This window comes from Duganella sp., assembly GCF_039595735.1.
Lineage (GTDB): Bacteria > Pseudomonadota > Gammaproteobacteria > Burkholderiales > Burkholderiaceae_D > Rugamonas.
Genome location: NZ_JBCNLB010000010.1, coordinates 1 through 18,149, shown reverse-complemented (window position 1 = coordinate 18,149; position 18,149 = coordinate 1). Strand labels below are relative to the sequence as shown.

Annotated in this window: 20 protein-coding genes, 2 tRNA genes, 1 pseudogene and 1 riboswitch; of the genes and pseudogenes, 13 read left to right on the top strand and 10 right to left on the bottom strand. The window is 62.6% G+C overall.

Annotation, left to right across the window (positions count from 1 at the left end; all coding sequences use genetic code 11):
* The first annotated feature begins 7 nt into the window (after positions 1-7).
* Together ABDW57_RS17275 and ABDW57_RS17270 are read left to right on the top strand one after the other, a co-directional pair.
* Positions 8-424, top strand: a complete 417-nt coding sequence (locus ABDW57_RS17275; protein ID WP_343731412.1) for a hypothetical protein — start codon at positions 8-10, stop codon at positions 422-424.
* Between the two features lie 44 nt (positions 425-468).
* On the top strand, positions 469-2,013 hold the full coding sequence (locus tag ABDW57_RS17270; protein ID WP_343731411.1) for a methyl-accepting chemotaxis protein: 1,545 nt from the start codon (positions 469-471) through the stop codon (positions 2,011-2,013).
* A gap of 22 nt (positions 2,014-2,035) precedes the next feature.
* Here the strand turns inward: ABDW57_RS17270 and ABDW57_RS17265 are convergent, their stop codons facing one another.
* The 10 genes from ABDW57_RS17265 to glyA form a co-directional block, all read right to left on the bottom strand.
* Positions 2,036-2,677, bottom strand: coding sequence for a riboflavin synthase (locus ABDW57_RS17265; RefSeq protein WP_343731410.1), 642 nt, complete (start codon positions 2,675-2,677; stop codon positions 2,036-2,038).
* 15 nt (positions 2,678-2,692) lie between these two features.
* The gene (gene ribD, locus ABDW57_RS17260; RefSeq protein WP_343731409.1) at positions 2,693-3,787 is read right to left on the bottom strand and encodes a bifunctional diaminohydroxyphosphoribosylaminopyrimidine deaminase/5-amino-6-(5-phosphoribosylamino)uracil reductase RibD; all 1,095 of its coding nucleotides are present in this window, start codon (positions 3,785-3,787) and stop codon (positions 2,693-2,695) included.
* A gap of 44 nt (positions 3,788-3,831) precedes the next feature.
* Complete coding sequence (locus ABDW57_RS17255; RefSeq protein WP_343731408.1) at positions 3,832-4,491, bottom strand: GspH/FimT family pseudopilin; 660 nt, start codon at positions 4,489-4,491, stop codon at positions 3,832-3,834.
* Positions 4,488-4,934 (bottom strand): type IV pilin protein, encoded by a 447-nt coding sequence (locus ABDW57_RS17250; RefSeq protein WP_343731407.1) that lies wholly within the window; start codon positions 4,932-4,934, stop codon positions 4,488-4,490. Before ABDW57_RS17250 ends, ABDW57_RS17255 begins: the two co-directional genes overlap by 4 nt.
* On the bottom strand, positions 4,931-6,841 hold the full coding sequence (locus ABDW57_RS17245; RefSeq protein WP_343731406.1) for a PilC/PilY family type IV pilus protein: 1,911 nt from the start codon (positions 6,839-6,841) through the stop codon (positions 4,931-4,933). Before ABDW57_RS17245 ends, ABDW57_RS17250 begins: the two co-directional genes overlap by 4 nt.
* The gene (locus ABDW57_RS17240; RefSeq protein ID WP_343731405.1) at positions 6,838-7,359 is read right to left on the bottom strand and encodes a PilX N-terminal domain-containing pilus assembly protein; all 522 of its coding nucleotides are present in this window, start codon (positions 7,357-7,359) and stop codon (positions 6,838-6,840) included. The genes ABDW57_RS17245 and ABDW57_RS17240 overlap by 4 nt, the downstream gene beginning before the upstream one ends.
* A 3-nt stretch (positions 7,360-7,362) precedes the next feature.
* Positions 7,363-8,223, bottom strand: coding sequence for a PilW family protein (locus tag ABDW57_RS17235; protein ID WP_343731404.1), 861 nt, complete (start codon positions 8,221-8,223; stop codon positions 7,363-7,365).
* The gene (gene pilV, locus ABDW57_RS17230) at positions 8,220-8,756 is read right to left on the bottom strand and encodes a type IV pilus modification protein PilV (protein ID WP_343731403.1); all 537 of its coding nucleotides are present in this window, start codon (positions 8,754-8,756) and stop codon (positions 8,220-8,222) included. Before pilV ends, ABDW57_RS17235 begins: the two co-directional genes overlap by 4 nt.
* A gap of 92 nt (positions 8,757-8,848) precedes the next feature.
* The gene (gene nrdR, locus ABDW57_RS17225) at positions 8,849-9,322 is read right to left on the bottom strand and encodes a transcriptional regulator NrdR (RefSeq protein WP_343731402.1); all 474 of its coding nucleotides are present in this window, start codon (positions 9,320-9,322) and stop codon (positions 8,849-8,851) included.
* Positions 9,323-9,377: 55 nt separating this feature from the next.
* On the bottom strand, positions 9,378-10,625 hold the full coding sequence (glyA, locus tag ABDW57_RS17220) for a serine hydroxymethyltransferase (RefSeq protein WP_343731401.1): 1,248 nt from the start codon (positions 10,623-10,625) through the stop codon (positions 9,378-9,380).
* Positions 10,626-10,719: 94 nt separating this feature from the next.
* Positions 10,720-10,856, bottom strand: a riboswitch (ZMP/ZTP riboswitch).
* Positions 10,857-10,986: 130 nt separating this feature from the next.
* On the opposite strand from glyA, the gene ABDW57_RS17215 reads away from it, so the two are divergent.
* From ABDW57_RS17215 to ABDW57_RS17165, 11 genes and pseudogenes are all read left to right on the top strand, one after another.
* On the top strand, positions 10,987-11,733 hold the full coding sequence (locus ABDW57_RS17215) for an SDR family NAD(P)-dependent oxidoreductase (RefSeq protein ID WP_343731400.1): 747 nt from the start codon (positions 10,987-10,989) through the stop codon (positions 11,731-11,733).
* Positions 11,734-11,958: 225 nt separating this feature from the next.
* Positions 11,959-12,372 carry a tol-pal system-associated acyl-CoA thioesterase gene (ybgC, locus tag ABDW57_RS17210; RefSeq protein ID WP_343731399.1) on the top strand — a complete coding sequence of 138 codons (414 nt, stop codon included), beginning with the start codon at positions 11,959-11,961 and terminating at the stop codon, positions 12,370-12,372.
* 6 nt (positions 12,373-12,378) lie between these two features.
* A complete protein-coding gene (gene tolQ / locus ABDW57_RS17205; protein WP_343731398.1) occupies positions 12,379-13,071 on the top strand; it encodes a protein TolQ in 693 nt (230 codons plus the stop codon).
* A gap of 5 nt (positions 13,072-13,076) precedes the next feature.
* The gene (locus tag ABDW57_RS17200; RefSeq protein ID WP_343731397.1) at positions 13,077-13,514 is read left to right on the top strand and encodes an ExbD/TolR family protein; all 438 of its coding nucleotides are present in this window, start codon (positions 13,077-13,079) and stop codon (positions 13,512-13,514) included.
* Between the two features lie 9 nt (positions 13,515-13,523).
* Positions 13,524-14,447 (top strand): cell envelope integrity protein TolA, encoded by a 924-nt coding sequence (tolA, locus tag ABDW57_RS17195; RefSeq protein ID WP_343731396.1) that lies wholly within the window; start codon positions 13,524-13,526, stop codon positions 14,445-14,447.
* Position 14,448: 1 nt separating this feature from the next.
* Entirely contained in the window at positions 14,449-15,714 is a 1,266-nt protein-coding gene (tolB, locus tag ABDW57_RS17190; RefSeq protein WP_343731395.1) for a Tol-Pal system beta propeller repeat protein TolB, read from the top strand.
* Positions 15,715-15,745: 31 nt separating this feature from the next.
* The gene (gene pal, locus ABDW57_RS17185) at positions 15,746-16,276 is read left to right on the top strand and encodes a peptidoglycan-associated lipoprotein Pal (protein WP_343731394.1); all 531 of its coding nucleotides are present in this window, start codon (positions 15,746-15,748) and stop codon (positions 16,274-16,276) included.
* Positions 16,277-16,385: 109 nt separating this feature from the next.
* The gene (gene ybgF / locus ABDW57_RS17180; RefSeq protein ID WP_343731393.1) at positions 16,386-17,141 is read left to right on the top strand and encodes a tol-pal system protein YbgF; all 756 of its coding nucleotides are present in this window, start codon (positions 16,386-16,388) and stop codon (positions 17,139-17,141) included.
* Positions 17,142-17,198: 57 nt separating this feature from the next.
* A tRNA-Lys gene (locus tag ABDW57_RS17175) sits at positions 17,199-17,274 on the top strand.
* A 29-nt stretch (positions 17,275-17,303) separates the two neighbouring features.
* Positions 17,304-17,379: transfer RNA gene (locus ABDW57_RS17170), tRNA-Lys, on the top strand.
* Positions 17,380-17,544: 165 nt separating this feature from the next.
* Positions 17,545-17,802, top strand: a pseudogene (locus ABDW57_RS17165) (IS21 family transposase); the annotation flags it as partial.
* Positions 17,803-18,149 lie beyond the last annotated feature (347 nt).

Genomic DNA, 18,149 nt, shown 5'->3' with positions numbered 1-18,149 from the left:
TCTCAACATGCACAATTTCAAACGCGTCTCTCTGGCGCTGATGCTTTGGACCGGCCTGGCTGGCGCCGGCCGCTGCGGCGACATGGTGGTCATCGTCAACAAGGCCAACACCCACACCGGCGACCTGGCACTGGTGAGCAAGATCTTTACCGGAGCCCAGCTGTCCTGGGCCGACGGCACGCCGATCGTTGCGCTGGACCAGGCGGATAACGCGGCAAAAAGCAGTTTCGCGTCCATGCTGGGCAAATCCACCGGCAGCATCAAGGCGGCATGGGCCAACCTGATGTTCGCCGGCAAGGCCACACCGCCCAAGGTGGTGGACGGCGACGCCGAGGTCAAGGCCGCGGTGGCGGCCAATAAGGCGGCCATCGGCTATATCAACGCCACCGCAGTGGACGCCAGCGTGAAAGTACTCGTCAAATAGGCGGCGACATTCTTTTCCATGTCCCCCATTAAGAAATGCAAAAAATGAACTTCAAGACCAAGATCCTGCTACTCCCCATAGTGGCCAGTCTGATCATCATGGTGGGGGGCGTGATCAGCTACATCGTGGGGCAACGCGCCTTCTCGCAAATCCACCATCTGCAAAAAGTCGAAACACCCGCCCTGGCCGCCATGATACGCGCCAATATCGCGACATTGCGCTTCCGCGACACCGTCAAGGCGGCCGTCACGGAAGCCGATGCAGGCAAACTTGATGAGGCCGAACGCATGGCCGCCGAACTCGCGAACGCGGTCAGCGCACTGCGCACCCTGGGCGCCGACCAGAACGACATCAGCAAGACCTCGGCGGTCTACACGGCGGCGGCGCTGAAGGTGGGGCGGGCCATGATAGCGCAAAGCGACCTGGGCGAGACTGCAGGCCAGATGCAGGCGGCGTCGGCGGAACTGGACAAGAAACTAACCCAAGGTATCAACGAGGGCCTGCGCAATATCGACGCGCGCGGCCAAGGCGCGATGGAAAGCGAAAGCCACCACCTGTGGGCAAGCATCGGCACCGGTGCGGCGGTGCTGATTGCCCTGGTGATCGTCTCGGCAGCCACCCTGCGTTCGGTGTGGCGCGACTTGGGCGCTGATCCGGCCGACCTGCGCAGGGCAGTCAACGCCCTCTCGAACGGCGACCTGACGGCCAGGCTGAAGGTCGCCGGCAACGGCCAATCCTCGGTGCTGGCGGCGCTGGCCGTAATGCAGCAAAGTCTGGCCGGCGTGGTGGCCAAAGTGCGCCAGCATTCCGAAAGCGTGGCCAGCGCCAGCGTCCAGATCGCGCGGGGCAACCAGGATCTGTCGGACCGCAACGAAACGCAGGCCCGCGCGCTGCAGCAGACCGCCAGTTCGATGCAACAGTTTGGCGCCACCGTACACAATAACGCCGACAACGCCAAGCAGGCCAACCACTTGGCCCAGGACGCCGCCGCGCTGGCGGTGCAAGGCGGCGAAGTGGTGGCCAGGGTGGTCACTACCATGCAAGGCATCAACGACAGCAGCCGCAAGATCGGCGACATCATCAGCGTGATCGACGCGATTGCTTTCCAGACCAATATCCTGGCCTTGAACGCGGCAGTGGAAGCGGCCCGCGCCGGAGAGCAGGGGCGCGGCTTCGCCGTGGTCGCATCCGAGGTGCGCAATCTGGCGCAACGCACCGCCACCGCCGCGAAGGATGTCAAACACCTGATCGGGCGCAGCGTCGAACAGGTCGGGGAAGGCGCCGTGCTGGTCCACCAGGCGGGCGGCAGCATGGACGAGATTGTGGGGGCGATCCAGCGCGTGCGCGACATCGTTGCCGACATCACCGCGTCCAGCGCGGAGCAGAGCCATGGCGTGCAGCAGATGGGCGAAGCGGTCAATCAGATCGACCGCGCCACGCAGCACAACACGACACTGGTGGCCCAGAATACCACCGCCGCAGAAGACCTCAAGGCGCGCGCACTGCAGCTGGTGCAGGCGGTGGCCGTCTTCAAACTGCTGCCGCAGGAAGTCGCCGGGACGGGCGCGGCGCCACAACTACTGCAATGAGTGGCCGCGGCCGGCTAATCCGCTATCTGGGGCCGGTCGCGCCGCACACCGACACCATGCGCTCGACGTAGCGGGCGATCAGGTCGATTTCGAGGTTGACCTTGGCGCCCACGGTCAGGTGCTTGAGCGTGGTGACAGCGATGGTGTGCGGGATCAGGTTGATTGAGAACTGGCACACCAGGTCGGCGCCGGTGCCGATGTCGGTCACGCGGTTGACGGTCAGCGATACGCCGTTGACCACGATCGAGCCCTTGTAGGCCAGGAACTTGGCCAGATCGTGCGGCGCTTCCACCACCAGTTCCCACGACTCGCCCACCGGCTCGAACTTGCGCACCACGCCCAGGCCATCGACGTGGCCGGACACCAGGTGGCCGCCGAGGCGCTCATTCAGCGTCAGCGCTTTTTCCAGATTGACTTCGGTCAGCGTGTCGAGGCCGACGGTCTTGTTCAGGCTTTCGCGCGAGACATCGACGCGGAAGTTGGTGGCGTCTTTTTCCACCACCGTCATGCAGGCGCCGTTGATGGCGATGGAGTCGCCCAGCGCCACATCCGCCAGCGGCAGGCCGCCGGCGTTGATGTCGAGGCGCACGCCCGCGAACGAGCCGCCTTCCAGCGGTTGGACCGATTCAATTTTGCCGACAGCGGCGACGATACCAGTGAACATATTTCTTCCTAATGCCTAATGAGTGAATCGTGCAAGGATACGCAAATCTTGGCCGATCTGCTTAACCTCGTGGAATGCCAGGTTTTTTTTGTGGGACAGGTCGGTCAGCGCCGGCAAGGCGAACATGCCTTGCGCGTCGCCGATCAGGGTCGGCGCCAGGTACACCAGCAACTCGTCGACGCAGCCTTCGCGGATCAGCGAGCCATTCAGCTTGCCGCCCGCCTCCACGTGCAGTTCGTTGATCTGACGGCGGCCCAGCTCGCGCATCAATTCGGGCAGATCGACCTTGCCGGTGGCGTTGGGCAGCATGATGACCTCGTGGCCGGCTGCGGCCAGCGCCGCTTCTTTCCCGGGGTTGCTGGTAGCGGCGGCAATCCACGTCCCGCCCCCTGCCAATATTTTGGCGGAAAGGTCAATCTCAAGTCTGCTGTCGACCACGATGCGGCGCGGCTGGCGCGGCGTGTCCACCGCACGCACATTCAGCTGCGGATCGTCGGCCTTGACGGTGCCGATGCCGGTCAGAATGGCGCAGGCACGCGCGCGCCAGTGATGACCATCCGCGCGCGCCTCCGGCCCGGTAATCCACTGACTGACGCCATTGTGCAGGGCCGTCATGCCGTCCAGGCTGGCGGCGGTTTTCATGCGTACCCATGGCTGGCCGCGCGTCATGCGCGAGAAAAAGCCGATATTCAGCTCATACGCCTGCTCGGCCAGCAACCCGACGCTGGTCTCGATGCCATTGGTCGCCAGCTTGGCCATGCCCTGCCCGGCCACCAGCGGATTCGGATCCTCCATCGCTGCCACCACGCGGCCCAGGCCGGCGCGCACCAGCGCGTCCGAACATGGCGGCGTGCGGCCGTGGTGATTGCACGGCTCCAGTGTGACGTAGGCGGTGGCGCCGCGCACATCGTGGCCGCGCGCCTGCGCGTCCTTGAGCGCCTGGATTTCAGCATGGTCGCTACCGGCCTTTTGCGTGACACCGGCACCGATCACCACGCCATCGCGCACGATAACGCAACCGATGTGCGGATTGGGCGCAGTGGTGTACAAGCCCTTGGCCGCCCACGCCAGCGCCAGTGTCATGCCTTCCAAATCGTTGCTGATGTTCACGTCGTTCCTGCGGAGTCTGATATCGCGTCATTATATAGGCTAGTTCACAGCGCGGCGCTGGTGCAGTGGGAGGGATCGGCGTCCGGGTCGCAGGCGCGCACGCGTCCCAGCATATTGATGATGACGTTGCGGGTGAGCTTGCCTTGTGCGAGGGTGAGTGTGCCCCAGCGCGCGGTCAGGGCGTTGTCGGCACGGCAGGTGCGGCCGGCGGCGTTGTAGGCGATGTAGGTGGGCGTGCCGCCCGAGGTGAAGCGGGACGTGATGGTAATGTCGGGGCGCAGCGCCTCGTGGCGGTAAAGCGGCGGTTCGTCGGGGTCCGGGCGGCGGTTGCCGTTGCGGTCCTGGAAAATGATCCAGCCGCTTTGCCAGTTGGCGCCGGATGGGTCCAAGGGCGCCATCAGGACTTTGCTGCCGCGTGCCATGGCTAGTGAGCGGGTCAGGTCGATGGCGGCCAGCAGGTCGTTGGTGGCCGCCTGCAAGCGCAGGCGCTGCAGCGATTGCTGAAAGGCCGGCGCGGCAGCACCGAGCAGGATGAGGGCGAGCGTCAGCACCACCAGCAACTCGATCAGCGTCAAGCCAGCCTGGGGCGCGTGGGCGGTCCGGGCGTCATCTGCGCCATGGACGGCGTGAGCGGCGCCGACGCGCGCGGTCCGGGCGCCGGCGGCGGCAGCGGCGGCATGGGCGGCGCGGGTGTGGGCGCTCATGGCCAGCATCCTGCGGCGGGACCGCTGGCGAGGCGCAGGCCGCTGCTGGTGAGCGTCAGCGTAAGGCAGTCGTCGTCGCGGAAGCGGCTGTCGACCATCGCCGTGCCGGGCCGCGCGATCAGTTGCACGCACTGCGAAATCAGCTCGCCATCGCAGGCTTTGCCTTCTATTTCATAGGCACTGGCCGGCGCACTGGCGCCACTCCACCACTGGAAGTGGCGCGCCTCGGCGTCCGCCGCGCCGGCGGAGAACGCGATATAGCTGTTGTGCTGCGAGTGAAAGCGCTCCTGCTGCATCATCAGCTTCAACAACGCGGATTGCGCCTCGCCACGCCGCGTACGCACAATATGCTGCTGGTAAGCCGGCATCACGTACGCCGCCAACACCGCCGCGATCACCAACGCCACCAGCAATTCCATCAGGCTGAATCCCGCGCGCTTCATTTGGCGGCCTCATGCAGTTCACGCCAGTTGACGATCTCCCGCCAGCTCAACCGGCCAACGCGATGCGTGGAAGTCATGCCACCACTCTCCCTCACCTCTCCCGCGCCAACCGCTTGCACGACAGCGTAAGCCCTCTCCTGCTGGATACGCCCGATCGCATCAGGCACGCCGCGCGTGACCGTCTGCGGCAACAGCGATGGCGTGGGCACATAATCCGGCAGCAGCTTCGGTGGGCTCGCAACCACACCGCCCTCGTCCGGCAGGCCATTGACGACATTCAGCACAAAGCTGCGGCTGCGATTGACGCTGCAGGCATCAGCGCCTGGCAGCACGGTATTGAACAGCACCGCGCCATCCGCCAACATGCCAGTGTTGATGCTGCGCTCGCCAGGCTGGAAGAAATCGATGTACCAGCCTTTGCTGCCCGGCTCCATGCGCAGATCCGTGCCATCAAGAAAACGCTGGGTCAACTGGTGGCGGCCAGCAACCGACTCCGGCGGTGATTGCAGACTATCGATGACGGCATAGTAAGACTGCGTCGCCACATCACGCCGATCGGAGCGCTCGATCAGCCGCCCGGTGCCAAACATGACCATGTAACCGCGTGTGGCGGCAAAGGCCAGCAAGGGCGTCTGGGTAATCGGCTGGCGGCGGCGATCGGCGTCGCGCGCCACGAACAGCGGCTTGCCAGGCGCCTTCGCCCACGGCGCGCTGCCGCTGAAATCAAACCGCCACAGATTGCCCTGCAAATCGCCTGCGTACGCATAGCGCAGCGTGCCGTCACGATCATTCAACAGCACCGGAGCGCTCAGCGCGTTGGCTTGCGTGAGGTCCGATATCGGCGTGATGATGCGATAGTAATTGCTGTTGCGCAGCCAGCCCTCATTGCGCGGCTTATCGAGCGCCAGCAGGAACAAGGCCCCCTTGCCGTCATCGCCATTATTGATGCCGCTGCCGACGATCGCAAAATGGCGATGCACGCCCGGCCGCACCCGCACCCTGGCAATTTGCGGCACGGTGGTGACATTGCCCATCAGCGGATCATCGCGGTCGGTGAATTCCCACAACGCGCCAGCGAAATCGGCAGGGTCGGAGATATCCAGCGCAAACACCCCTTTGGCGCCTCCGCCCATGGCGGATACCAGCACGGATTTGCCACCGGCCTCGCCGGCGCTGGCGGGACCGTCCACAAACGCGCGATGAACGTAAGCCGGACTGGTGAGATGATGCAATTGCGCGATCAAGGCGTCCGGCACGTAGGCAAAGCGTTCTGCGCCGGTGGCGGCGTCGAACGCATGCAGCATGCCGTCGTTGGCGCCAAGATAGACCACATCGCGGTAGTACACCGGCGTGCTGTGGACGGTGTCGCCAAGGATGCTGCCACGACGGCGGAACGGCCCGGCCTCCAGCGCTCGATCGCCACGCAGATAGGCCAGGCGCTGCTCGCCGGCATGATCGTCCAGATCCAGCAACGCCTGCTGCTGCGCCGACAACGCCGACCAGACGAAGGGAATCACCGACAGCGCGCCATCCGCCTGCACGACCGAGGTGTAGATCTGGCGCTGCTCCGGCGCCGGCGCAGGAGCAGCGCCGGCGCTACCGCTCAGAATGGCGCCGGCATCCCAGGCCAGCGTGGAGGGGCCGCCCGCGCCGGCCTGCAACCGATAGCGGGAAAAATGCCCGCCCCAATCGGCAAGATCCGTCGTGGCCTCATACAGATCGCCACCGCTGGCCGAGGACAATGGCGCAGCACGCACCAGCATGGCGCCACGCGCCGTACCCGCTGCTGGCGCGCAGCTGGCGGCGACCGGCCAGCTATCGATTTCCAGCACAGGTGCGCCGGCACGCGAGACAGCGCCGACGCAGACCGCCAGCACCACAAACAAAGTCAGACGATCCGCTCTCATGGCGACTCCTCCGGTTTGCTGAACACGCTTTGCAACACCACTTCCGTCTCCGGCCTGGCGCCAAAGCCAATTGCCGTCACGCGATAGCAATAAGTCGGCGCCGCAGCGGCAGATGCATCGTCTCCTGCGCGATGGCACACCATCCGCTCCACGATGTACTGCGGCTTCTTAAACGGCAGAAAGCCCTCGCCGGTCGGCATCGTCGCTGCGGTGCGCGCGCCATAGGGCAGCGTGCAAGCGCCGCCAGCCAGATCAACCGTCTGCCACACCGGCTTGGCGGACGCATACTCATGCCGCCCGGCAGCGCAGTCCGCAGCAAACGGTCCGCTTGCCTGCACATCCCGCTCCGCATCTTTCAAGGCATCCTCCGCCGCCAGAAACGCCACGTCCCGATCACGCTCGCCACGCGCCGCTTTTTCGCTCTGCAAAGCCAACTGCGCCGCCGACACGCCCAACAGCATCACCATGATCAGCAGCATCAGGCTGACCAACAGCACGATTCCCCGTTGCCGGTCCATGATTCAGCCATCCCGATTCCGCAGCGCCACCGTCATGCTGAACATGCGCCGCGCGCGCAAGCGCTGCGCCGGCGGCAAACTCCCCTCCACCACCCGCACGCCCTGGTCGCCGCCATGCGCTTCCGAATAAGCGGCGCCAAATAAATCAAACCGCATGTCCACCGTATCCGCCCGCGTGTTGCGCTCGCCATGCAGCAACAAGGCCAGCTTGACGCTGCATACGCGCGCCCAGGCATCCAGCGCGCGCACAGCCGTCGCGTTCAGATAAGTATTCGGCACGCCATCCGCAGGCGTATCGGTATCAATGCCGTACAGCACCTGAAATGAATCCACGCCACGCACGATCGCATCCCCGCCCCAGCCGGAAGCGCTGCGGTATTTGCAGCGCAACTCCGGCTCGCCGCCCGCATCGGCCCCCACATAAAAAATGCTCCAGCCGCGCGCCTCGCCGGCCACGCCAAAGCCGCCGCAGTTGACCACGGAGCCGTCGCCATTGGCGCCCACTCCAGACCCAGAGAAGCGCAAGGCCAGCACATCACTGCCATTGGCCACCGGCGGCAGCGGCTTGCTGATCCCGTCGGTACTGCGGCTGATGCTGGCCGCATCCAGGCCATCCACCGACGGCGTGAATGCCGGCGGCGCCAGCTCGCTGTCCCAGTTGCTGTAAGCGCCCTGCCGTATGGCCTGCGCCATCACCTGCAAGGCATAGCGTCCGCCATCGCCCAGCCAGGCGTTGTCGCTGTGATTGCGGAAATTGCTGCCGGACGCGATCAGCAATCCGCTGCCGAGCAACGTCACCAGCAAACCCAGCGCAATGGCGATCAGGAACTCCACCATGCCCCAGCCGCGGCACGCCGCTTTCATGGCGCCGCTCCCACCGCCAGCGCCACGCCGGGCACGCTTTCACCGGCGGCATCCACCAGCGGCGTACCGTCCGGATTCTTGCCGCGCCAGCCGACCTTGACCACCAGCGGCGCCGACGCGCCGCCCACGCAGGCCCAGTGCAGCGCGCCGCCGCTCCACAAAGCGGCATCGCGGCAAATCACCACGCGCCCGGCCGGCATGACCTGTCGTACCTGCAGCTTGGCGTCATACATGTCGGCCAGCGCCAAGTGCGCGCTGGCGCAGGTATCGCCGTGGCACAAGGCTGGCGGCGGCGCTGGCGACGGCTCGGCATGGGCGTCGTAATTGAGCGTCAGGTAGAGATCGGTCTGCGCCGGATTGGCGCGCATGCGTTCGGCCAGCGCGGTGGCCAGTTGCGTGGCCTGCGACAACAGCACGGCCTGGTGACGCGCCCGCAGCGCCGCCATTTGCAGCGCCACACCGCCCATGATGCCCAGCGCCAGCAGCACCACCGCAATCAGGATTTCCAACAGGGTATAGCCGCGTGCGCGCATGGCACACCTCCGCAAGTCGGGGAGACTCGTCAGAAGTTAGCAGCGCTTACAGCAGAGAGTATGAGGTGTATCAAAAGTGCGCCAGCAGCAGGCTAGTTCTTGCGCGGGGTTTTGCGTTCCTGGCCCACTTCGGCAATCGCGTTCTGGAATTCCACCAGGTCTTCGAAGTTTTTGTAGACGGAGGCAAAGCGGATGTAAGCGACGTTGTCGAGGCGCTTCAACTCCTGCATCACCAGCTCGCCGATGTAGCCGGTTTCGACTTCGCGCTTGCCGCTGGTCAGCAGCTTTTCTTCGATGGAAGCGATGGCGGCGTCCACCGCCGGCGCGGCAACCGGCCGCTTGCGCAGGGCCAGTTCCAGACTGCCGCGCAGCTTGGCCGAGGTGTACTCGGTGCGGCTGCCATTTTTCTTCACCACATACGGCATCATCAGCTCGATGCGCTCATACGTGGTAAACCGTTTATCACATTTTCCGCAGCGCCGGCGCCGGCGTATCGCATCCCCCTCCTCCGATACGCGTGTATCGAGGACCTGGGTATCTTCATGCTGGCAGAACGGACATTTCATAGAGGCGCTTTGGTTAGCGTCGTCCCGGCAAAAGCCGGGACGACGCGCTGTGGTATTACTTGGCGTAGACAGGGAAGTTGTCAGCCAGAACCTTCACCGCCGCTTTCACGCGCTCGATGGTGGCCGCGTCGTGCGGGTTGTCCAGCACGTCTGCGATCAGGTTGCCGACTTGTTCCGCTTCCGCTTCCTTGAAGCCGCGGGTGGTCATCGCTGGCGAACCCAGACGAATGCCCGAAGTCACGAATGGCTTCTGCGGATCGTTAGGGATGCCATTCTTGTTGCAGGTGATGTGGGCCGAACCCAGGATCGCTTCCGCTTCCTTGCCGGTCAGGTTCTTCGGACGCAGGTCCACCAGCATCACGTGCGACTCGGTGCCGCCCGACACAATGCGCAGGCCGCGCTTGATCAGGGTCTTGGCCAGCACGTCGGCGTTTTTCACCACTTGCTGCTGGTACTCTTTGAACGATGGCTGCAGCGCTTCCTGGAAGGCCACGGCCTTGCCGGCGATCACGTGCATCAGCGGGCCGCCCTGGATGCCAGGGAAGATTGCCGAGTTGATGGCTTTCTCGTGCTCGGCCTTCATCAGGATGATGCCGCCGCGCGGGCCGCGCAGCGACTTGTGGGTGGTCGAGGTGACGAAGTCAGCGTGCGGTACCGGGTTAGGATACAGGCCGGCGGCGATCAGGCCGGCGTAGTGGGCCATGTCAACCATGAAGTACGCGCCCACCGATTTGGCAACGGCAGCGAAACGCTCGAAGTCGATTTTTTTCGAGAACGCCGAGGCGCCGGCGATGATCAGCTTCGGCTTGTGTTCCTTGGCCAGCGCTTCCATGGCGGCGTAGTCGATGTCTTCCTCGGCGGTCAGGCCATAGGACACCACGTTGAACCATTTGCCGGACATATTCAGCGGCATGCCGTGGGTCAGGTGGCCGCCTTCCGCCAGCGACATGCCCATGATGGTGTCGCCTGGTTTCAGCACGGCGAAGAACACGCCCTGGTTGGCTTGCGAGCCCGAGTTCGGCTGCACGTTGGCCGCTTCCGCGCCGAACAGCTTTTTCACGCGGTCGATGGCCAGTTGCTCGACCACGTCGACGTACTCGCAGCCGCCGTAGTAGCGCTTGCCTGGGTAGCCTTCGGCGTATTTATTGGTCAGTTGCGAACCTTGCGCTTCCATCACGGCTGGCGAGGTGTAGTTTTCCGACGCGATCAGCTCGATGTGATCGTGCTGGCGGGTGTTTTCGTTCTGGATGGCGCCGAACAGTTCCGGGTCAACGCTGGCGAGGGTGTGATCTTTTGCGAACATGAAAAAACTCCAATCGAATGAGTAACTTGTTTCTGGCAGTTGGATCGAAAGAGAGAAGCCATAGCGGACCGGCAGCCTCTTCGTGCTTTCCATCGAGGGCTGCCCAGGCGAACGGCTGTTGAAATCTCACGTTTCCCGGTGGATGCCCACCTTTCGCGGACTGACCAAAACGCACCATTGTGGGGCATTTTTGCAGATCACTCCAGCTTTTCGCCAGTTACGTGAGACGTAATGGAAGCCAAATTGTATTTGATGCGCCAGATTTGAGCAAGAAAATGAGTTGCATTCAAAGCAAGACAACCGATGGCGCGGTTTGCGGCTACAATTTTGTCCACCTTTCCACTCATCCCAAGGACTGATCATGATCGTCTTCATCACCGGCGCCACTGCCGGCTTCGGCGCCGCCATGGCCCGCATCTTCGCCAAAAACGGCCACCAAGTGCTGATCAGCGGCCGCCGCGAAGACCGCCTGCAAACCCTGTCGGCCGAACTGGGCGACGCCGTCCGCCCGATCGTGCTGGACGTGACCGACCGCGACTCGATCAAGGCCGCGCTGGACGGCTTGCCGGCGGAGTGGCGCCATATCGATGTCCTGATCAACAACGCCGGTCTGGCGCTGGGCGTCACGCCGGCCCACACTTCCTCGCTGGACGACTGGGACACCATGATCGCCACCAACGTCAGCGGCCTGGTGGCGATGACCCGCGCCATCCTGCCGGGCATGGTGGAGCGCAATAGCGGGACCGTGATCAACATCGGCTCGATCGCCGGCTCCACGCCTTATCCGGGCGGCAATGTGTACGGCGCCACCAAGGCCTTCGTCAACCAGTTCACGCAAAACCTGCGCGCCGACCTGGCCGGCACCGGCGTGCGCTGCACCAACCTGGCCCCCGGCCTGTGCGGCGGCACCGAATTCTCCAACGTGCGCCTGAAGGATGACGCTGCAGCAGCCAAAGTCTATGAAGGCACCACGCCGCTGACCGCCGAGGACATCGCCAACACCGCTTACTGGATCGCCACCCTCCCGCCGCATGTCAACATCAACCGTATCGACATGATGCCGACCTGCCAGGGCTACGGCGCCCTGAACGTCAAACGCAGCACCTGACCTCATGCCGGCGCAGGCCGGAATCCATAGAACGCTGGCTCAACATGGATGCCGGCCGCCGCCGGAATGACCCGAATTCGTAAGCCATTGTTACAAAGCTTGGCAAATGGGAAGGAAACCGCTTTACTTCCGAGCGGGGCACTTTTGCGCGCCAGTTGATAAAGTTCAACCAAAACAACAATATCGCGTAGAATCTTGCTCAATTACACTAGTAGTCAAAACAACATGTCTGCAGATTTCATCTGGAACGTCCGGGTCTACTACGAAGACACCGACGCCGGCGGTATCGTCTATTACGCAAACTATCTGAAATTCTTCGAGCGCGCGCGCACTGAATGGCTGCGCGCCTTGCATGTCAACCAGCACAACCTGCTGGCCGAGCACGACACCCTGTTCGTCGTCAAAAGCGTGAGCGCGGAATATCATGCGCCCGCAAAGCTCGATGATGAACTAAAATTAACGGTTAGTATCGAAAAAATCGGCCGCGCCTCCATCGTTTTCCAGCAGGAAGCGTGGCGCGGCGAAACATTGCTGAACACGGCGCGGGTCAAGGTAGGTTGCGTCGATTCTGCCCTGCGTCCGCGCGCCGTTCCTGCGATCGTCGCCGACAAAATGCGTCACACCACCAAAACAGACTGATAAACAATGAACGTCACCCAAGACCTTTCTTTCCTGTCCCTCATCACCAATGCGCACCTGATCGTGCAGTTGATCATGGCGCTGCTGTTCATCATCTCGCTGACCAGCTGGACCTACATCTTCAGCAAGCTGTTTGCCATCAAATCGGCGCGCCGCCTGACGGTGGAATTTGAAAAGACCTTCTGGGCCGGCGGCAACCTGCACGCCCTGTACCAGAACGCCGGCAAGGACCGCGCCAACAGCGGCCCGCTGGCGCGCATCTTCGAAGCCGGCATGGGCGAGTTCATCAAGTCGAAAGCCGCTTACACCGCCAGCCGCGACAACATGGATGCCGGCGCCGTGCTGGACAGCGCCCGCCGCGCCATGCGCGCCGCCTTCCAGCGCGAGATGGATGCGCTGGAATCGCACCTGGCCTTCCTGGCCTCGGTCGGCTCGGTGTCGCCGTACATCGGCCTGCTGGGCACGGTGTGGGGCATCATGAACGCCTTCCGCGGCCTGGCCAATGTGCAGCAGGCCACCCTGGCCGCCGTCGCGCCCGGCATTGCCGAAGCGCTGATCGCCACCGCCATCGGCCTGTTCGCGGCGATTCCGGCGTTTGTCGCCTACAACCGTTTCTCGTACGACGTGGACCGCCTGGCGATCCGTTTTGAGAGCTTTGTGGAAGAGTTCTCCAACATCCTGCAGCGTCAATCGCGTTAATCACTATGGCTTCTTCATTCTCCAGCAGCATGCGTGGCGGCCGCGGCCGCAAGCTCAAGTCCGAGATCAACGTCGTGCCCTACATCGACGTGATGCTGGTGTTGCTGATCATTTTCATGGTGATGCCGTCGGCCAACGACCCGAGCGTGGTCGACCTGCCGCGCGCGGAAAAATCCACCAAGCCGCCCAGCGACTATGTGCAGATCGTGCTCAAGCCGAACGGCGCGCTGTCGATCGGCATCAAAGGCAAGGATGAGGACGCGCCGGAAACCGCGCCCAACCGCGACGCCCTGGTGCGCAAGCTGCGCACCATCCACGCGGCGCATCCGGACTATCCGGTGCTGATTGCCGGCGACAAGGACAGCAAGTACGACGACGTCATCCAACTGATCTCGGAAGCGAAGAAACTGGGCATCACGCGCGTGGGCCTGTCGACCAAGTAAATGCAAACGATGAAACCCGCAACCGCAGGCGGTCCGTACAAGGTTCCGCGACAACACGACAGCTGGCGTTCGATCACGCTGGCGGTGGCGATGCACGCCGTGTTGTTGCTGTTCCTGTGGGTGGGCGTGAGCTGGCAAAACAATGAACCCACCGAAGTCCAGGCCGAAATCTGGGACATCAAGGTGCAGGACGCCGCCCCGGCAGCGCCCACGCCGGAGCCGGCCCCGCAGCCCGAGCCGGAGCCGGAAGTGGTGAAGACGCCACCGCCGCCGCCCAAGGTGGAAGCGCCGCCGGAGCCGAAGGAAGATCCGGAAATCGCCCTGCAGCGCATCAAGAAGAAAAAGCTGGAAGAAGAGAAAGCTGAAAAGCTGGAACAGGCGCGCCTGAAGAAAATCGAAGACGAGAAGCTGGCCAAGCTGGAAGCCAAGAAGAAGGCCGAGCAGAAGGCCAGGGAAGACAAGGAAAAAGCCGAGCAGGAAGAGAAGGAAAAAGCCCTGGCCGCTGAAAAAGAGAAGAAAAAAGCCGCCGCCGAAAAACTGGCCAAGGAAAAAGCCGACAAGGCCGCGCGCGAAAAAGCGTTTGCCGCCGAGATGAGCCGCATCACCGGCAATGCCGCCAAGGGCAGCACCGGCACCGCGGCCCAGTCGACCGGCGGCCGCGCCGACGGCGGCTACGCGGCAGCCATCCGCGCCAAGATCAAGAGCAATCTGGTCTACGGCGAGCAGGACGACAGCCTGAGCGCAACCTATGTGATCACCCAGCTGCCGTCGGGCGAAGTGATCGGCGTGCGCAAGGTGAAAAGCAGCGGCTCGCTCGCTTACGATAACGCGATCGAAAACGCGATCACCAAATCGTCCCCACTACCCAAGAAAAAAGATGGTACGGTTGAGCGTGACCTGGAACTCGTCTTCAAACTGAAGGAAATGCACTGATATGAAAAAACTGAACATGCTCTACACCGGTCTGGTCATCGCCGCCACCATGAGCAGCGCGCACGCCCAGATGCGGATTGAAATTTCCGGCGTCGGCAGCAATCAGATCCCGGTGGCGATCGCCGGCTTCGCCAACGAAAACGTCTCGCCGCAGAAGATTTCGGAAATCATCAAGGCCGACCTGGAACGCAGCGGCGCCTTCAAGATCATTGACGCCGGCGTGGTCACCGACGTCAACAACATCGACTACAGCGGCTGGAAAGCCAAGGGCGCCGACGCGCTGGTGGTCGGCACCGTCGACGCCCTGGCCGACGGCCGCTATGACGTGCGCTACAAGCTGCTGGACACCGTCAAGCAAGCCAAGATCTCCAACCTGGACAAGGCCGTCACCGCCCAGTTCACCCGCCTGTCGGCCCACCTGATCGCCGACGACGTGTTCTTCAAGCTGACCGGCATCCGCGGCGCCTTCTCCACCCGCATCTCCTATGTCAAGCAGGAAGGCCGCAACTACCAGCTGATGGTGGCCGACGCCGACGGCGAAAACGAACAGCTGGCGCTGCGCTCGAACGAGCCAATCATTTCGCCATCGTGGTCGCCGGACGGCACCAAGGTGGCGTACGTGTCGTTTGAACAGAAAAAACCGGTGGTGTACGTGCAAAACCTGATCACCCGCGCGCGCACCGTGGTGGCCAATGAAAAAGGCAGCAACTCGGCGCCGGCCTGGGCGCCAAGCGGCAACAAGCTGGCGGTGGCCCTGTCCAAGAGCGGCAACACCCAGATCTACACCGTCAACGCCGACGGCAGCAACCTGCAGCGCGCCACCAACAGCAGCGGCATCGACACCGAACCGCAATGGTCGGCCGACGGCAGCAGCATCTACTTCACCAGCGACCGCAGCGGCGGCCCGCAAATCTACCGCATGAACCCGGACGGCAGCGACGTCAAGCGCGTGACCTTTGGCGGCAGCTACAACATCAGCCCGCGCATCTCGGCCGACGGCAAGACCCTGGCCTACATCTCGCGCCGCGACGGCAACTTCCAGCTGTTCGTGCTGGACCTGACCAGCGGCCAGGAGCAGCGCCTGTCCGACACCACCGACGACGAATCGCCAAGTTTCGCCCCTAACGGCAAATACATCATGTACGCCACCCGCGCAGGCGGCCGCAAGTCGCTGGCCGTGGTGTCGGTGGATGGACGTGTAAAACAACGCCTGACCACTCAGGCGGGCAACATCAAGGAGCCCACCTGGGGTCCGTTCATGCAGTAAATTATGACGTTTCACTACTAGGAGAATCATTATGCGTAAACTCAGCAGTCTGGCTTTTGCCGTTACCACCGCCGCCATCCTGTCGGCTTGCTCGACCCCAGTCAAAGTGTCGGAGCCGGCACCAGTGGTTGAGCGTCCAGTAGAAAAAGCAGTGACCCCGCAAGCCGACACCCGCACCGTGGCGCCAGTGGAAACCAAATCGCTGGACCCGCTGGACGATCCAAAAGGCGTGCTGGCTAACCGCAGCGTGTACTTCGACTTCGACAGCTACGTGGTGCGCGCCGATGGCAAGCCAGTGGTGGAAAACCACTCGGCCTACCTGGTGAAGAACAAAAACCGTTCGATCCTGGTGCAAGGCAACACCGACGAACGCGGCGGCGCCGAGTACAACCTGGCCCTGGGCCAGAAGCGTGCGGAAGCCGTGCGCAAGGCCATGACCACCCTGGGCGTGCCGGAATCGCAGATCGAAGCCGTTTCGCTGGGCAAGGAAAAACCAAAAGCCACCGGCTCGAACGAAGAAGCATGGGCGCAAAACCGTCGTGCTGACATCGTCTACAAGTAATCAAAAGCACTACCTTTTTGCCGGGTCACAGGCATAATACGGGGCGGCGCGCGGTGTTATCCGCGTCCCGCCCCGTTTCTTTTTTTGATTTGTGTAGAAAGCGCCCGACATGATGAAATTCTCCAAATCCGGCCTGAGCGCCGCCCTGCTGGCCGCGACCGTCTGGCTGCCGCTGCAAGCCCATGCCGGCCTGTTCGACGACGACGAAGCCCGCAAAGCCCTGCTCGACCTGCGCGCCAAGGTCGAAGCCATGCGCGCCGACCTGCAGGCGCGCATCGACACCAAGTCCGACAAATCCAGCACCCTGGACCTGGTGACCCAGAATGAAAACCTGCTGCAGGAAATCGCCAAGCTGCGCGGCCAGATCGAAGTGCTGGCCAACGACATCTCCAACACGCAAAAACGCCAGAAAGACTTCTACGTCGACCTCGACGCGCGCCTGCGCAAGCTGGAGCCGCGCGAAGTGACCATCGACGGCAAGACCGCGCAGGTCGATCCGAGCGAACAGCGCAACTACGACGCGGCGATGCAGCTGTTCAAGGCCGGCGACTACAAGGCGGCCGGCACCGCCCTGCAGGAATTCGTGCAGCGCTATCCGGGTTCCAGCTACGCCTCCAACGCCCAATACTGGCTCGGCAACGCCTACTACGCCCAGCGCGACTGCAAGGCCGCCATCGCCGCTCAGCTGGTGGTATTGAAGAACTACAGCGACAGCCCGAAAGCGCCGGACGCCATGCTGAACATCGCCAGCTGCCAGACTGAGCTGAAAGACAAGGCTGCCAAAAAGACACTGCAAGACCTGATCAAGCAGTACCCGGATTCGCCGGCGGCGGCCACCGCCAAGGAGCGCCTGGGCGGCAAATAATTACCGCTGGGTATTTGACAGCTGGGCGGGTGTCCCCTATAATCTCGCTTCTTTCGGGGGTCGTTAGCTCAGCTGGTAGAGCAGCGGACTTTTAATCCGTTGGTCGCAGGTTCGAATCCCGCACGGCCTACCATTCCGAAAGTGCCTAGGTGTCATACCTAAGGGTCGTTAGCTCAGCTGGTAGAGCAGCGGACTTTTAATCCGTTGGTCGCAGGTTCGAATCCCGCACGGCCTACCAAGATTCATCAAGAAAGCCCACGAATTTCGGTTCGTGGGCTTTTTTGTTTCTGGTCGCTCTCTGGTCGCGAGGAAAAACACTTAGCGTTAGCCGCCCAGAGTCTCCTGAAGCAAATACTTAGATCTACTCGTACGGAGCAGACAGAGCACACGTGTCGACCAGGAGATTGCTCGACGACTCGGCATCTCGCGCAATACAGTCCGACGTTATCTACGATCGGAAATGACAGAGCCCAGCTATGCCGAGCGGCGTATAGCGAGCGGGCTAGACAAATACTCTCTGCAATTATCAGGATGGCTCAAGGCCGAAGCAGGCAAGCCGCGCAAGCAGCGCCGCAGTTTGAAACAGATCCACGCGGACCTGACAGAACTCGGTTATGAGGGATCGTATGACCGCGTGGCAGCGTTTGCCAGGCAGTGGAAGGCGGGTCAAACTGAGTGGGTCAATTCATCGAGCAAACGAACACGTAGAGCATTTGCGACATCAGTACCGCTAGTGTCTAGCATACTCAAATCTAATAAAACGACATCAGGACGAAAACTAATGGCGGTTGCTATACCCGTTTGGCCAGACACCGCCGCCTGTACAGTGAATCCGTAGATACTAAGAAGCTCAGCAGTTACGTTTGCGATATCTTCGTTGTCCGGAGCGTGTCAATGAATTTGAAACACCTTGTTGAATTGGTGAGTGTCTAAATCTCGGTTTTCAGGCAGCCTTTTTCTCCATGGTCGGCGGGTTGATCCAGGCAGCCGTGGGTAATTTCTGCGGTC